Source organism: Streptomyces sp. NPDC008313 (genome assembly GCF_042956125.1).
Classification (GTDB): domain Bacteria; phylum Actinomycetota; class Actinomycetes; order Streptomycetales; family Streptomycetaceae; genus Streptomyces.
Genome location: NZ_JBIBFR010000002.1, coordinates 420,345 through 435,428 on the forward strand (window position 1 = coordinate 420,345; position 15,084 = coordinate 435,428).

General features: G+C 72.0%; 11 protein-coding genes. 5 read left to right on the forward strand and 6 right to left on the reverse strand.

Annotation, left to right across the window (positions count from 1 at the left end; all coding sequences use genetic code 11):
* Window positions 1-40 precede the first annotated feature (40 nt).
* Both glpK and ACFY93_RS04695 read right to left on the reverse strand, forming a co-directional pair.
* A complete protein-coding gene (gene glpK / locus ACFY93_RS04690) occupies window positions 41-1,576 on the reverse strand; it encodes a glycerol kinase GlpK (protein ID WP_391353545.1) in 1,536 nt (511 codons plus the stop codon).
* A gap of 20 nt (window positions 1,577-1,596) precedes the next feature.
* On the reverse strand, window positions 1,597-2,358 hold the full coding sequence (locus tag ACFY93_RS04695) for an aquaporin (protein ID WP_391353547.1): 762 nt from the start codon (window positions 2,356-2,358) through the stop codon (window positions 1,597-1,599).
* Between the two features lie 427 nt (window positions 2,359-2,785).
* On the opposite strand from ACFY93_RS04695, the gene ACFY93_RS04700 reads away from it, so the two are divergent.
* A complete protein-coding gene (locus ACFY93_RS04700) occupies window positions 2,786-3,610 on the forward strand; it encodes a M15 family metallopeptidase (RefSeq protein WP_391353549.1) in 825 nt (274 codons plus the stop codon).
* Between the two features lie 104 nt (window positions 3,611-3,714).
* Window positions 3,715-4,251 carry an NUDIX domain-containing protein gene (locus ACFY93_RS04705; protein ID WP_391353551.1) on the forward strand — a complete coding sequence of 179 codons (537 nt, stop codon included), beginning with the start codon at window positions 3,715-3,717 and terminating at the stop codon, window positions 4,249-4,251.
* Here the strand turns inward: ACFY93_RS04705 and ACFY93_RS04710 are convergent.
* Window positions 4,242-6,638: a TIM-barrel domain-containing protein gene (locus ACFY93_RS04710; RefSeq protein WP_391353552.1), complete on the reverse strand. Its 2,397-nt coding sequence runs from the start codon at window positions 6,636-6,638 to the stop codon at window positions 4,242-4,244. The two genes, ACFY93_RS04705 and ACFY93_RS04710, sit on opposite strands and share 10 nt — an antisense overlap.
* Window positions 6,639-6,850: 212 nt before the next feature.
* On the opposite strand from ACFY93_RS04710, the gene ACFY93_RS04715 reads away from it, so the two are divergent.
* Window positions 6,851-8,818 carry an acetoacetate--CoA ligase gene (locus tag ACFY93_RS04715; RefSeq protein ID WP_391353553.1) on the forward strand — a complete coding sequence of 656 codons (1,968 nt, stop codon included), beginning with the start codon at window positions 6,851-6,853 and terminating at the stop codon, window positions 8,816-8,818.
* On the opposite strand, the gene ACFY93_RS04720 is transcribed toward ACFY93_RS04715, so the two are convergent.
* Window positions 8,819-10,138, reverse strand: a complete 1,320-nt coding sequence (locus tag ACFY93_RS04720) for an aminotransferase class I/II-fold pyridoxal phosphate-dependent enzyme (RefSeq protein ID WP_391353555.1) — start codon at window positions 10,136-10,138, stop codon at window positions 8,819-8,821.
* A 117-nt stretch (window positions 10,139-10,255) separates the two neighbouring features.
* On the opposite strand from ACFY93_RS04720, the gene ACFY93_RS04725 reads away from it, so the two are divergent.
* Together ACFY93_RS04725 and ACFY93_RS04730 are read left to right on the forward strand one after the other, a co-directional pair.
* The gene (locus ACFY93_RS04725) at window positions 10,256-11,464 is read left to right on the forward strand and encodes an MFS transporter (RefSeq protein WP_391353557.1); all 1,209 of its coding nucleotides are present in this window, start codon (window positions 10,256-10,258) and stop codon (window positions 11,462-11,464) included.
* A 22-nt stretch (window positions 11,465-11,486) separates the two neighbouring features.
* The gene (locus tag ACFY93_RS04730) at window positions 11,487-12,380 is read left to right on the forward strand and encodes a hypothetical protein (RefSeq protein WP_391353559.1); all 894 of its coding nucleotides are present in this window, start codon (window positions 11,487-11,489) and stop codon (window positions 12,378-12,380) included.
* Window positions 12,381-12,450: 70 nt separating this feature from the next.
* Here ACFY93_RS04730 and ptsP read toward each other — a convergent pair whose 3' ends face one another.
* A complete protein-coding gene (ptsP, locus tag ACFY93_RS04735) occupies window positions 12,451-14,121 on the reverse strand; it encodes a phosphoenolpyruvate--protein phosphotransferase (protein WP_391353561.1) in 1,671 nt (556 codons plus the stop codon).
* Window positions 14,122-14,199: 78 nt separating this feature from the next.
* Window positions 14,200-14,652: a glucose PTS transporter subunit IIA gene (locus ACFY93_RS04740; RefSeq protein ID WP_391353563.1), complete on the reverse strand. Its 453-nt coding sequence runs from the start codon at window positions 14,650-14,652 to the stop codon at window positions 14,200-14,202.
* Between the last annotated feature and the right edge of the window lie 432 nt (window positions 14,653-15,084).

Sequence of the window (15,084 nt, forward strand, 5' to 3'; positions counted from 1 at the left end):
GACCGCCCACGCGCGTGTGAGAGGCGACTGCCTCAGGACTTCACCCGCCGGACGGGTCCGGGCCCCCGTCCTCCAGCCAGCCGAAGCTCTTCTCGACCGCCTTGCGCCAGTTGTGGTACTCGCGGTCGCGCACCGCGGACTCCATGGAGGGCGTCCACTCGGCGTCCTTGCGCCAGTGCGACTTCAGCTCGTCCAGGTCGCTCCACACCCCGGTCGCCAGCCCGGCCGCGTACGCGGCGCCGAGACAGGTCGTCTCGGAGACCCGGGGCCGGATCACCGGAACGCCCAGGACGTCCGCCTGATGCTGCATCAGCAGCTGGTTCCTGGTCATGCCGCCGTCGACCTTGAGCGTGGTGATCCGCACCCCGGAGTCCTGGTACATGGCGTCGACGACCTCGCGCGTCTGCCAGCTCGTCGCCTCCAGTACCGCCCGGGCCAGGTGCGCCTTGGTGACGTACCGCGTCAGACCGGTGACGACACCGCGCGCGTCGGCACGCCAGTACGGTGCGAACAGGCCGGAGAACGCGGGCACGATGTACGCGCCCCCGTTGTCCTCGACGCTCGCGGCCAGCGTCTCGATCTCGTCGGCGTCCCGGATGATGCCGAGTTGGTCGCGGAACCACTGCACCAGGGCACCGGTGATCGCGATCGACCCCTCGAGGCAGTAGACCGGTGCCTCACCGCCGATCTTGTAGCCCATCGTGGTCAGCAGGCCGTTCTTCGACGCCACCGGCCGGTTGCCGGTGTTGAGCAGCAGGAAGCTGCCCGTGCCGTACGTGTTCTTCGCCGTGCCGACGTCGTAGCAGGTCTGGCCGAACACCGCCGCCTGCTGATCCCCGAGCGCCGATGCCACCGGTACACCGGCGAGGGCGCCCACGGCGGTGCCGTACACCTCGGACGACGACCTGATCTCCGGGAGCATCGCCTCGGGGATGTTCATGGCGGACAGGATGGACGTGTCCCACTGGAGCGTCTCCAGGTCCATCAGCATCGTGCGCCCGGCGTTGGTCACATCGGTGACGTGCCGGCCGCCGTCCGTACCACCGGTCAGGTTCCAGATCAGCCACGAGTCGATCGTCCCGAAGGCGATCTCGCCGCGTTCCGCGCGGGCCTGCAGCCCGGGCACGTTGTCGAGCAGCCAGGCCGCCTTGGGCCCGGAGAAGTAGCTCGCCAGCGGCAGCCCGGTCCGCTCGCGGAACCGGTCCTGGCCGTCCGCGCCGCCGAGTTCGTCGCAGAGCGCCGCGGTGCGGGTGTCCTGCCAGACGATCGCGTTGTGCACCGGCTTGCCGGTGGCGCGGTCCCACAGGACCGTCGTCTCCCGCTGGTTGGTGATGCCGAGCGCGCTCAGCCGGTCGGCGCGGAGCCCGGCCCTGGCGAGCGCCCCGGCGACCACCGCCTGCACCTTGGACCAGATCTCGATGGCGTCGTGCTCCACCCAGCCCGGCCTGGGGAAGATCTGGCGGTGCTCGCGCTGGTCGACGGCGACGATCGCGCCGCCGTGGTCGAAGACGATGCACCGGCTCGAGGTGGTGCCCTGGTCGATCGCGGCGACGTACTTCTGGGAGGTGTCCGTCATGACGTCCCCTTCGTCGTGGGTCAGAAGGCTGCGTTGTACACGAGGGCCGACAGGGCCCCGCCGATCAGCGGCCCGACGACGGGCACCCACGAGTAGGCCCAGTCCGACGTCCCCTTGTTGGGGATCGGCAGCACGGAGTGGACGATGCGCGGACCGAGGTCGCGGGCGGGGTTGATCGCGTACCCGGTCGGCCCCCCGAGGGAGAGACCGATCCCGACGACGAGCAGGGAGACGAGCAGGATGCCGATGCCCGAGCCGTACGCGGTGTCGCTGCCCGGGATCGGGCCGATCCCCGTCCCGAGGTTCTCCCCGAAGAACAGGATGGGCAGCACCAGGCCGACGGTCGCGATGATCTCGGACGTCAGGTTGGCGACCGGGTTGCGTATCTCGGGCGCCGTGGAGAAGACACCGAGCGTGGGCAGCGCCGTCTCCGTGTCCGCGTTGGCCTGGAACTGCGAGAAGTAGGCCAGCCAGGTCAGAACGGCACCGAGCATCGCGCCGGCCATCTGCCCCAGGACGTAGTACGGGACGTCCCCCCACTCGGTGACATCGGCGACGGCCAGCCCCAGGGTCACCGCCGGGTTGAGGTGCCCGCCCGACTTGGGCGCCGCCGTGTAGGCACCGGCCAGCACACCGAACCCCCAGCCGAACGCGATGACGACCCAGCCGGCCCCCTTCGCCTTGGAGTGGTTCAGCGTGACGGCGGCGCAGACTCCCGCGCCGAACAGGATGAGAACGGCCGTTCCGATCAACTCACCGACGAAGATGCTTCCATGCGTCATGGCGGCTCCTAGGCCCTCGCCCGGGACGGTCCGCCCCGGTCCTCCGTGCAGGGTGCGTTTCCCATGGCCACTTCGGCCGGGGCAGGGAGCACCGCACCCCGCTCGGCGTCCGTGACGAGCGTGCCGTGGCAGCGGAATCGCCCGTGGGAACGGGTCCTGGGAGCAGGCGCGGGCCCGCGCCTGCGCAGAGCCCGGAAACGCCCGAATGCGGCGATGCCGACCGACACCGGGAAGTGTTCACCGGCACCCGGGGAGCGTCAAGGTCGCCGACCGCACCGGTTGCCGGAACGCTCAGCACGCCTCACGAACCGTCAGATGCCGTGCCCGGCAACCCGCTTGATGGTGCCGCACGCCGACGAACTTCCGCCGTGCCCGCGCCTGCCGATCGCTTCCCAGTACGCCCCCGCGCCTGATAGACGCAGGAGGCATGACACGACTCTCCGTCGCGGTACGCGGGCTCGTCACCGCCCTCGCCGCGCTCCTGGCCGTCACCGCCGCCTCCGCCACCGCCGCCTCCGCCACCGCCCGGGCCGAGCCCGAGCCGAGGGCGCCGCGGGAGTTCGTCGCCCTGAGATCCGTCGATCCGACGATCATCCAGGAGATGCGCTACTTCACCCCGCACAACTTCATGGGCGAGCGCGTCGACGGCTACCGGCAGCCCCTGTGCATCCTGACCAGGCCCGCCGCCGAAGCCCTCCACAAGGCTCAGACGAGGCTGCTGCGCAAGGGCTACAGCCTCAAGGTCTACGACTGCTACAGGCCGCAGCGCGCCGTCGACCACTTCGTGCGATGGGCCAAGGACCTCGACGACGAGACGATGAAGACCGAGTTCTATCCCAGAGTCGACAAGTCCCGCCTGTTCGAGGACGGATACATCGCCGAGAAGTCCGGGCACAGCCGCGGCTCGACGATGGACCTGACGATCGTCAGGCTCCCCGCGAAGCCGACCCGGCCCTATGTTCCCGGACAGGCCCTGGCGCCCTGCTACGCGCCCCAGGACGAGCGGTTCCCCGACAACTCCGTGGACATGGGCACCGGTTACGACTGCTTCGACACCCTCGCCCACACCCTGGACCCGCGTGTACAGGGCACCCAGCGCGCCAACCGGCTGCTGCTGAAGGACACCCTCGAAGACCTCGGCTTCGTGAACCTCGCAGAGGAGTGGTGGCACTACACCTACAAGCCCGAGCCGTTCCCGGACACGTACTTCGACTTCCCGGTGGCGAGGAGGTCCGTCGGGCACTCCCGCTGAGTCCTGGCGGGGCACCCGGCCCCGGCTGCCGCATTGCCCCGCTCCCTAGGCGGACCCGGACGCCGCTGAAGACGCCGCCGGACCGATGGACTACAGTCCCCGGCGTGTCCGCCACCCCGCATCCCGCCGCCGATTTCGGTCAGGGATCCCACTGCTCCAGTTGCGGAGCGCCCTACGGAGACGGTGTCTCCGGCTGGCCCCGCACCTGCCCCTCCTGCGACACCGTCGCCTACCGCAACCCGCTGCCGGTCGCGGTGGCCCTGCAACCCGTGTACGACGAGAAGGGCGCCGCCCTGGTCGTCATCACCCGGACGACGGCCCCCGCGCGCGGAGGCGTCGCTCTGCCCGGCGGCTTCATCGACCACCGGGAGGACTGGCGGCACGCCGTGGTCCGTGAACTCAAGGAGGAGACCGGCATAGGCGCCGCGAGCCACGAGGTGCGGCTCGCGGACGCGCTGAGTTCCCCGGCCGGGCACCTGCTCCTCTTCGGGCTCCTGCCGGAACGCCCGGCCGCCGAACTGCCCGCGTCGGCGCCGACGGACGAGACCGAGGGCTGGCATCTGCTGCGCAGGCCCGCCGAACTCGCCTTCCCGCTGCACACCCTGGCCGTACGGGCCTGGTTCGAGGGCCGCTACATCTGAGCCGGCCGCGCCCGGCTCCCGTCCCCGCCGAGCCCCCGCACCCGCACCGGGCGGCACGGCTCGCCGCCGACCCCCTCGCCGAAGTCCCGCTCCACGATCAGCCGGTTGCCCTCCCACCGGGTCGTGTACCGCTCGACCTCCGGCTCGTCGCAGCCGTCGCCCTCGTCGGGGATCACGAGCCCGCCCCCGGTCCGTCCGGAAGCGGGCGGCCACACCTCCAGCTCCACGCCGCCGTCGTCACCGCGCACCGGCAGCACCGAGCCCGCGCGCGCGAGCACCGGGATCCGGGACAGCGGAGCGTCGACCATCACCTGTCCCGGGCCCGTGTGCGGCTCCTCGGTCACCGTGTCGTACCAGCGCCCCCGGGGCAGACGCACCGCGCGCCGGACGGCACCCTCCTGCGTCACGGGTGCCACCAGCAGACGGTTGCCGAGGAGGAAGGCGTCCTCGCAGTCGCGCAGCGCCCGGTCGTCGGGCGCTCCCCACCACACGGGCCGTGCGACGGGCGCACCGGTGCGGCGCGCCAGATGGGCCAGGGTCATGAGGTAGGGCGTCAGCCGGCGCCGTTCCAGCAGCGCCACGCGCGCGTGCTCCAGTATGTCCTCGCCGAACTCCCAGGGCTCGCCGTACCCGACGCGCCGGCCGGCCTCGGTACGGAACAGGGGGAGGTACGCCCCGAGCTGCAGCCGGCGCAGATACAGCTCGGGTGACGGTCTCTCCTGCGGACCGACGGTGCCGGCCCCCGCGTGGGGCACCCCGCACAGTCCGAGGCCCAGCACCGTCGACAGCGACGCGCGCAGCCCCGGCCAGCCGTCGGTGACCTCCTCGGGCCAAGCCCCGCCGTAGCGCTGCATCCCGGCCCACCCCGAGCCGGACACGAGGAACGGCCTGCTGCGCGGCGCCAGTTCACGCAGCCCGGTGTGGCCGGCCCGGGCCATGCACAGCGCGTACACGTTGTGGGCCTCGCGATGGTCCCCGCCGTCGCCCTCCAGGAAGTGCCGGGCCGACAGGGGCAGCGCGGACGGTGCCGAGGCCGCCGACGGCGCCTGCCCGTGCACGCCGTACCAGAAGCCGGCGTACCCCTGGCCGAGCCGCTCCCCGTGGAGGCGGCCCCACCACACACGCACGCGCGCGTGCGTGAAGTCCGGGTACACCGACACTCCCGCTCGCCCAGCACTCCGTACGAGCCCGCCGGCGCCGTCCCGCACGAACACGTCCTCGGCGACGCCCCGGTCGTACACGGCGTCGCCCGGCTCCGCCGGGACGGCGGGGCCGGCCACTGACACGAGGCGTATCCCGTCTCGTCGCAGCTCTTCGGCGAGCACCGCCGGCCTCGGAAGACCCTCCGGGTCCGCCGCCGGCCCCGGGTGCCGCTCGTGCCGACCGAGGTCCACGTGCACCGCGTCCAGCGGCAGACGGTGCTCCCGGTGACCGGCCACGATCCGCGGCAGCTCCCGCACCCCGCCCGGGCCCGCCGCCGCGCGATGGTGGCCCAGGGCCCAAGCGGGCGGCAGCGCGGGCGCTCCCGTCAGGGACGCCCAGGTGCGCAGCACGCGCGCGGGGGTGCCCACCATCACCCAGCAGCGCAACGGCCCGCCGTCCATCCGCAGCTCGCACGTCCCCGCCCGGTCGTGCCCCGAGCCCGCGCCCTCCGCGCCCTCCCGCAGGGTCATCGTGCCGTCCCACGTCGAGTCGTGGAAAACGAGGCAGGTGGCGGCGTCCGACACCACCATGTGCAGAGGCATCGTGATGGCAGACGGCGTGTCCGCGCCCGCCGGAACCCGGCCGGGATCCGCGTTCCAGAGGCGGTACGTCCCGTCCCGCAGCCGGGGACCCGGGGTGCGCCCGCCCAGCCCGAAGAACCGGGCGTCGGCGGACACCTCGGTGCGCTGCATCCACCGCCCCCGGCCGCCGTCGGTCGGTTCCCACCACCGGGGCGGCAGGTCACGGCGCAGGAACACCCCGCCGGGCGTGCGCACCTCGACCGCGCCGTGGCGGGAGACGGTGACGGTGACCCGCTCTGCCACGACACGCCAGCCGCCGTCCTTGCCCGGCTCCAGGACGGCCCGCTGATCGGGCTCCGGGCCGTCGCCGACGAGTGCGTACGACGGCCCGGGGCGGGCCCCGTCCCAGCCCCAGAAAACCGCCCCGTTCACCTCCACCATGATCCGCAGCTCGGAGCGGGCGAACCGGACGACGCCGCCACCCGGCCCCGGCTCCACGTCCAGCACCTGACCGGGCACCCGGGCCCGCTCCGCGGTCCGCCGGGGGAGCCCGGTGGCCCCGGCACGCCTCCCGCGCCACGCGGTCCACACGGTCCGCAGCCCCTGGGCCGCCCCCGCCGAACCGACCGCCCTCATCGAACGCACCAGGTCACGACCGTCCATGCTGATCACCCTGCCATCGGCGGCCCCGCGCAGGGGAGCCGTTCAACTGCCGTTCACCCGTGGCGGCAGCACATCTTCACGACACGGACTATGTGTGGTCCACCCTGGTGCGGAAGTCGATCACGTGGCATGGTCCATGTCAGCCGCGTGACGCGCACACCCCGCTCGTGCGCGACAGACGCACACGACGCGCACAGTCCGGGAGCCGCCCCATGTCCACAGCGAACCCCTCGCCGCTCTGGCAGCCCGATCGGGATCGCATCGCCCAGGCACGGATCACACAGTTCCAGGCCTGGGCGGCCGAGCATCACAAAGCCCCCGCCGAAGGGGGATACGCGGCGTTGCACCGCTGGTCCGTGGACGAACTGGACACGTTCTGGAAAGCCGTCACCGAGTGGTTCGACGTACGCTTCTCGACCCCCTACGCGCGCGTGCTCGGCGACCGGTCCATGCCGGGCGCCGAGTGGTTCCGGGGCGCGAGCCTGAACTACGCCGAGCACGCCCTGCGCGCGGCCGCCACCCGGTCGGACGAGACAGCCCTGCTGTACGTCGACGAGACCCACGAGCCGACCCCCGTGACCTGGGCCGAGCTGCGCCGCCAGGTCGGGTCCCTCGCCGCGGAGCTGCGCGGACTCGGTGTACGCCCGGGAGACCGCGTCAGCGCCTACGTCCCGAACGTGCCGCAGGCGGTCGTCGCCCTGCTGGCCACGGCCGCGGTCGGCGGCGTCTGGACGTCCTGCGCCCCCGACTTCGGGGCCCGCAGCGTCCTCGACCGCTTCCAGCAGGTCGAGCCGGTCGTGCTGTTCACCGTCGACGGCTACCGCTACGGCGGCAAGGAGCACGACCGCCGCGACACGGTGGCCGAACTGCGACGCGAACTGCCCACCCTCAGGGCCGTCGTCCACATTCCGCTCTTCGGTACCCGGGCACCCGAGGGCGCCCTGGACTGGTCGGCGCTGACCTCCGGCGACGCGGAGCCCGTCTTCGAACAGGTCCCGTTCGACCACCCCCTGTGGGTGCTCTACTCCTCCGGGACGACGGGGCTGCCCAAGGCCATCGTCCAGTCCCAGGGCGGCATCCTCATCGAACACCTCAAGCAGCTCGGCCTCCACTGCGACCTGGGCCCCGGGGACCGCTTCTTCTGGTACACGTCCACCGGCTGGATGATGTGGAACTTCCTCGTCTCCGGGCTGCTGACGGGCACCACGATCGTCCTGTACGACGGCAGTCCGGGCCATCCCGACACGGCCGCCCAGTGGCGCATCGCGGAACGCACCGGAGCGACCCTGTTCGGCACCTCGGCGGCCTACGTCATGGCCTGCCGCAAGGCGGGAGTACGGCCTTCCCACGACTTCGACCTCTCCCGTGTCCGGTGCGTCGCCACGACCGGCTCGCCGCTCCCGCCCGACGGCTTCCGCTGGCTGCACGACGAGGTCCGCGACGACCTGTGGATCGCCTCCGTCAGCGGCGGCACCGACGTGTGCTCCTGCTTCGCCGGAGCCGTGCCCACGCTCCCCGTGTACATCGGCGAACTGCAGGCCCCCGGCCTCGGCACCGACCTCCAGTCCTGGGACCCGAGCGGAAAGCCCCTGATCGACGAGGTCGGCGAGCTCGTGGTCACCAACCCGATGCCGTCCATGCCCATCCGTTTCTGGAACGACCCCGACGGCAGCCGGTACCACGGCAGCTACTTCGACGCGTACCCCGGGGTCTGGCGCCACGGCGACTGGATCACCATCACCTCCCGCGGATCCGTCGTCATCCACGGACGCTCCGACTCCACCCTCAACCGGCAGGGGGTGCGCATGGGGTCGGCCGACATCTACGAAGCGGTCGAGCGCCTGCCCGAGATCAAGGAGTCCCTGGTCATCGGCGTCGAACAGCCGGACGGCGGCTACTGGATGCCCCTGTTCGTCCACCTCGCGCCCGGGGCCGTCCTCGACGACGGCCTGCTGGACCGCATCAAGCGGACCATCCGCGAACAGCTCTCGCCCCGTCACGTCCCCGACGAGGTCATCGAGGTACCGGGCGTCCCGCACACCCTCACGGGCAAACGCATCGAGGTCCCCGTCAAGCGCCTCCTCCAGGGCGCCTCCCTGGAGAAGGCGGTCAACCTCGGCTCCGTGGACAGCGTCGAACTGCTGCGCTTCTACGAGCGACTGGCCCGCGAACGCGGCTGATCACCCGCCGTAGGTGGCCTCGGACTCGCCGAGCACGACAGCGAAGTCCGAGGCCAGCCGGGCCGCGTCGGCAGGTTCGAGACCGGCGACCGAGATCCGCACACCGGGATCCGAGGCCAGCCGGAACCGCGCCCCCGCGGCCACCCACCACCCGCGCGAACGCAGACCGTTCACCACGGCGGACTCGTCGCGCACGGGCACCCACACGTTCATGCCGCTCATCCCGTGGGCGGCGATCCCGTGCCCGGCGAGCCCGTCGAGCAGTGCGCGCCGCCGGACTCCGTACGTCTCCCCGGCGCGCGCGACCAACGCGCGCGTCCGCCCGTCCGTCATCAGCCCGCACACGGTCTCCTGCAGCAGATGGCTCACCCAGCCCGACGTCAGCAGCAGCCGGCCGTCGTGCCGGGCCAGCGTGGTCGGATCGCAGGCGGCCGCGGCCCAGCGCAGGTCGGTGCCGAGGAACTTGCTGACGGTCCGCACGTGCACCCAGCGGCCGAGTCCGCACGCGGTCAGTGAGCGCAGTGGCACACCGGCCACGGCGGAGGCGTGATCGTTCTCCACGACCAGCACGTCGGGAACCTCCCGCAGCACCTCGGCCAGCGCGTCCCTGCGCCCGGCCGAGAAGCACCCGCCGTACGGGTTCTGCGCCCGCGGACTGCACACCACGGCCCGGACGTCCGCCCGCAGCGCCTCGCGCAGGGCGTCGGGGCGCATGCCCTCCTCGTCCACCGCGACCGGGACCGTCCGCAGTCCGAGCGCCGTCACCAGATCCAGCAGATGGTGGTATCCCGGGTCCTCCATGGCGACCGCGTCCCCCGGCCGCAGCTCGACCGAGAGCAGCCGTCCGATCAGGTCGAGGGCCCCGTGCGCGAAGGTCACGTGCTCCGTGGGCACGCCGTCCGGCGCCAGCCACGCGCGCGTGGCGTCCTCGAGCCGCGCCAGCCGAGGCGTGCTCCGGTGCGACCGGGTGCCGGGGGAGAGCCGGCTGGGCGGGACCAGATCGGGGAGCAGCGCGGGATCGGGATGGCCGCCCGCGAGGTCACGCAGCCCCTCCGGCACCCGGGGCGGCCGCCGGGAGGCCACCGACGGCGCCTCCGCGACCACCGTCCCCCCGCGCCCCCGCGTCACCACGATCCCGCGACGGCGCAGCTCCTTGTACGCCGTCGCCACGGTCCCCGGACTCACCCCGAGTGCGTCGGCCAGCCCGCGCACCGGCGGGAGCGCGGTCCCGGGCGCCAACGCCCCCTCGGCCACGCCGCGTTCGACGGACGCGGCAATTCCCTTGGCGGTACCACCACTGATCCCATATTGTGTTGCCACGAAATCAAGTATGTATCAATACATAACTGGAATCAAGGGGGAACAGTGAGTCCGGGTTGGACACGGCGCACCCTCACCTGGCCGGCACGTGTGCCGGGAGGCCCCGACGGACGCAGAATGCTCGCGATCGCCCTCGTCGACCGCACCGGCAGCGGCCTGTGGGCAGCGGTCTCCGTCCTGTACTTCACCTACGTCACCGGACTCTCCGTCGCCCAGGTAGGCACCCTCGCGGCCGTCTCCGGAGCCATCGGCATCGCCGGCGCGCCCCTGGGCGGCCGCATCGCCGACCGGCTGCCGCTCACCCGGGTCCTGATGGCGCTCCAGATCCTCCGCGCCCTGGCCTCCTTCGCCCTGCTCACCACCGACGACTACGCGCTCCTCGTGGCCTTCTGCGCCGTCGGCAGCCTCGGTGACCGCGCGGCCAACGTCCTCACCAAGCTCTACGCCGCCCGCGTGGCCGGCAAGGAGCGGGTCCGCTACCAGGCGGTCAACCGGACCGTCGCCAACGCCGGCTGGGCCCTCGGCGGCCTGGCGGCGGCCGGAGCCCTCGCCATCGGCACCACGACCGCCTACCAGTGGCTCCTCGCTGGCGACGCCCTCTCCTTCCTGGGCGCCGCCCTGCTCACCCTGCGCTGCGGCGAACCCCCCTCCGCCACCCGCACCGTCGCCACCTCGCACGACCCGGTGACCACGACCAAGGGCGCCACCCCCTGGCGCGACCGCACCTACCTCGCGTACGTCGCCACCGAGACCGTCCTCTTCCTCGACGACGCCGTCTTCAAGGTCGGCCTGCCCCTGTGGATCGCCCATGCGAGCGACGCACCCCACGGCCTCGCCCCCCTGCTCCTGGTGCTCAACAACCTGATCATCGTCGCCCTGCAGGTTCCCCTCGCCAGGCTCGGCGCGACCAGCGCGGCGGCACGCGCCCTGCTGCTGCCGCTCTCGGCCGCCTTCGCCCTGGGCGGCGTCGCCATGGCTCTCTCCGCCACCGGCGGAACCACCACCGCCACCCTGCTCCTCACAGCGGCGGCCGTCGCCTTCACCGCCGCGGAGATGCTCCACGCGACGGTGTCCTGGGAACTCTCGATCGCCCTCGCCCCCGCGACGGCGCAGGGCGCCTACCTCGGCGTCCACGGACTGGCGCAGTCCGCCCAGCGGAGCATCGGACCACTGGCGGTCACCGCCGCCATCGCCGCCGGTCCCGTCGGCTGGGTACTCTTCGGCGCCGTCATCGCTGCGACCTGTGGTTTTCAGCACCGAGTCGTCCGCGACCGGCTCAACCCCAGCGCGTTGTCAGTGCTGCCGGTTACGGTGAGTGAGCATTGACGACTGTGCACAGGGGGAAGAAATGGCACACACCGAGCACCGCTCCATGCGACGGGTCCTGCGCCGCGAGATCGCCGGCACCATCGGACTGCTGACCGACGAACACGACTTCACGACGATGCTGCGCTACCGCAGCTTCGCCTTCGACGACCACACCGCCTACCTCCAGCAGGTGGAGGGCCTTCTCAGGACGCTCGCCTCCCAGGGAAGCCACACCACGGTGGCACTCTTCGACCCCGAGGAGTACGCGGAGTTCTGCGCCGACCATGGCCTCGATCCCGACACCCCGGCCAGCCGCACCCGCTTCACCGCCGAGCTGGCGGCGACGGGTCCCACCGTTGCGTACGAGGGACAGCCCCTCGCCGAACTCGTCCCGCACCTCGTGGAGGAGGGCATCCGCCAGGCGACCTGGCAGTACGCCACCACGCGGCTGGCCCGTATCGGCGACTGCGCGTCCTGCGGCGAGGACATCGGCCGCGCGGCCTTCGTCCGCGCCTCGTATCTGCTGACCCGTGTCCTCGCCACCGCGGGACCGGGCGAACGCCATCTCGTGTGCAGCGTCTCCGCCTCCCCGGAGACGCTCATGGCCGTGCTGCGGACGGGCGGGGACGAGACCGGCACCACCCGCCTCGACGAAGGGGAGACGCTGGAGTTCGCCACCGTGCTCGCTCTCGGCATCGCCACCCGGTGCGCCGGAGGACTCGTCATGCGCACCAGCGCCCCAGGCACCACCGACCGCGTCTACGGCTGGCGGCTGCGCGGCGAGAGCCTGGTCCCCCTCACCGCGGGTGAGGTCTTCGACGCCTACTGCACCGACATCGAGTCCGGCGACCTCGTCTCCCCGGAGTCGGGCGTCGACTACTGCACACCACCGGACCTCGGAGCGGAGGGCCCGGCTCCCGGGCACGCGCACTGAACACCCAAGGGGGCGCCCCACCCGCAGGTGGAGCGCCCCCTGACGACAGCCGAGCGACGGCCCGGAGCGGCTACTCGCCGGACAGCACCGCCTGAGCCGCGTTGCGCGCGTCCTGCGCGGTGTCGGTGGCACGTGCCGCGGCGGCGGCACGCTCGCACTGCGCCAGCGTGTGCTTGGCCAGCGCCGCGCGGACGTAGGGAATCGACGCCGCGCCCATCGACAGAGAGGTGACTCCGAGACCCGTCAGCACACAGGCCAGCAGCGGATCCGACGCGGCTTCCCCGCAGACACCGCAACTCTTGCCCTCGGCCTTCGCCGCTTCCGCGGACAGCGCGACCAGGTCGAGCAGCGCGGGCTGCCACGGATCCTGGAGCCGGGACACCGCGCCCACCTGCCGGTCGGCGGCGAACGTGTACTGCGCGAGGTCATTGGTCCCCAGGGACAGGAACTCGACCTCCTGCAGGATCGAACGCGCGCGCAGAGCGGCCGACGGGATCTCCACCATCGCGCCGAACTTCGCCCGCAGCCCGGCCTCCCGGCACGCGTCCGCGAACGCCTTGGCGTCCGTGCGGTCGGCGACCATCGGAGCCATGACCTCGAGGTAGACGGGCAGCCCCTCCGAAGCCTTCGCGAGGGCCGTCAGCTGCGTGCGCAGCACCTCCGGGTGGTCGAGCAGCGTCCGCAGACCCCGCACGCCCAGCGCCGGGTTCGGCTCGTCGGCCGGAGTCAGGAAGTCCAGCGGCTTGTCCGCGCCGGCGTCGAGCACCCGCACCACGACACGGCCCTCGGGAAAGGCTTCGAGGACCTGCCGGTACGCCTCGACCTGCTTGTCCTCGGACGGCGCCTGCTTGCTGTCGTCCAGGAAGAGGAACTCGGTCCGGAACAGGCCGACGCCCTCGGCACCGGCCTCTACCGCCGCCGGCACGTCCGCCGGTCCTCCGACGTTGGCCAGCAGCGGCACCTTGTGGCCGTCCGACGTGGCACCCGGGCCGGTGGCGGCGGACAGCGCCGCCCTGCGCTCGGCGGCCGCGGACGTCAGCTGCTCCTTCTTCTCCGCGCTCGGCTCCACGAAGATCTCACCGGTGCTTCCGTCCACGGCGATCACCGTGCCCTCGGCGAGTTCTCCGGCCCCGGGCAGCGCCACGACCGCGGGAACACCCAGCGCTCGCGCCAGAATCGCACTGTGGCTGGTGGGCCCGCCCTCCTCGGTGACGAAGCCCAGCACGAGCGTGGGGTCGAGCAAGGCCGTGTCGGCGGGCGCGAGGTCGCGCGCGATGAGCACGTACGGCTCGTCGCTGTCCGGCACACCCGGCATGGGCACGCCCAGAAGCCGGGCGACGATACGGTTCCGCACGTCATCGAGGTCGGCGACGCGGCCGGCGAGGTACTCACCGGCACCGGCCAGCAGCGCGCGGTACGCGGCGAACGCGTCGTAGACGGCCCGCTCCGCCGTGCTGCCGACCGCGATGCGGCGTTCGACATCGGCCATCAGCTCGGGGTCCTGGGCCATCATGGCCTGGGCCTCGAGAACGGCCTGGGCCTCGCCCCCCGCCAGATTGCCGCGCGCCATCAGGTCCGCCGCCACCGCCTCCACGGCCTTGCGGGCGCGCCCCTGTTCGCGCTCCGCGTCCTGTGCCGGGATCTGCTTGGCGGGCGGTTCGAGCACCGCCGTCCCCATGTGCCGAACCTCGCCGATCGCCACACCGTGGCTGACGCCGACGCCTCGCAACGTTGTTTCCATCTCACCCGTCTCCGCTAGTACGGCGGGATATCCCCGCCGTGGTCGTTGTCCCTCGTGTCGTGCCGTACGGCGCGGGGCTCACTGCCAGCCGAACAGCTCGTCGCCGGCCTTCACGTCGCCGGCCTCGCGCACGTCCGAAAGGGATTCGGCAGTGGCCTCGAGCGCCACGACGGGGCATACCGGGGACTTTCCGGCGGTCTCGACGGCGGCAGGATTCCAGCGGACGACGCCCTGGCCCCGCGTCACCGTGTCCCCCTTGTTCACGAGGAGCTCGAAGCCCTCGCCATTGAGCTGCACGGTGTCGATGCCGAGATGGGTGAGCACTCCGTACCCCTGGTCGTCGACGACGACGAAGGCGTGCGGGTGAAGGGAGACGATCACGCCGTCAACGGGGGCGACCGCCTCCGACGGCTCTCGTACCGGGTCGATCGCCGTACCGGGGCCCACCATTGCTCCGGAGAACACGGGGTCGGGTACCTCGGCGAGGGGGATGGCGCGTCCTGCGAGAGGGGACGTCACGGTGGTGGTCATGGGAAGCCTCCCAGGGGTGGAGATTCATGGGAACCGCCACTGCCTGTCACGGGCGGTCCACTGCTGAGCAGCGTATGTCATACGAAGTGCCGGTTCCGCGTGAGTGGTCCCGGTTGGCAGCCCTAGGACACCGCACAAACGGATTTGCGTCGGCTCCGGAGGTGGATGTAGAGTCGTACTTCTGCTTGAGGTTGAGCGGTGCGACCAAGCGCCCTTGCCTGGCAGCAACCAACTTGTCAGATCCTATCTCGGGGTCGCGTTCTGCATGTCCGCAGGACGGTGGTCAGAGAGACGGAAAAACACTGATAGAGTTTGGAACACCGAAGGGAAGCGCCCAGAGGAAAGCCCGAGAGGGTGAGTACAAAGGAAGCGTCCGTTCCTTGAGAACTCAACAGCGTGCCAAAAATCAACGCCAGATATGTTGATACCCCG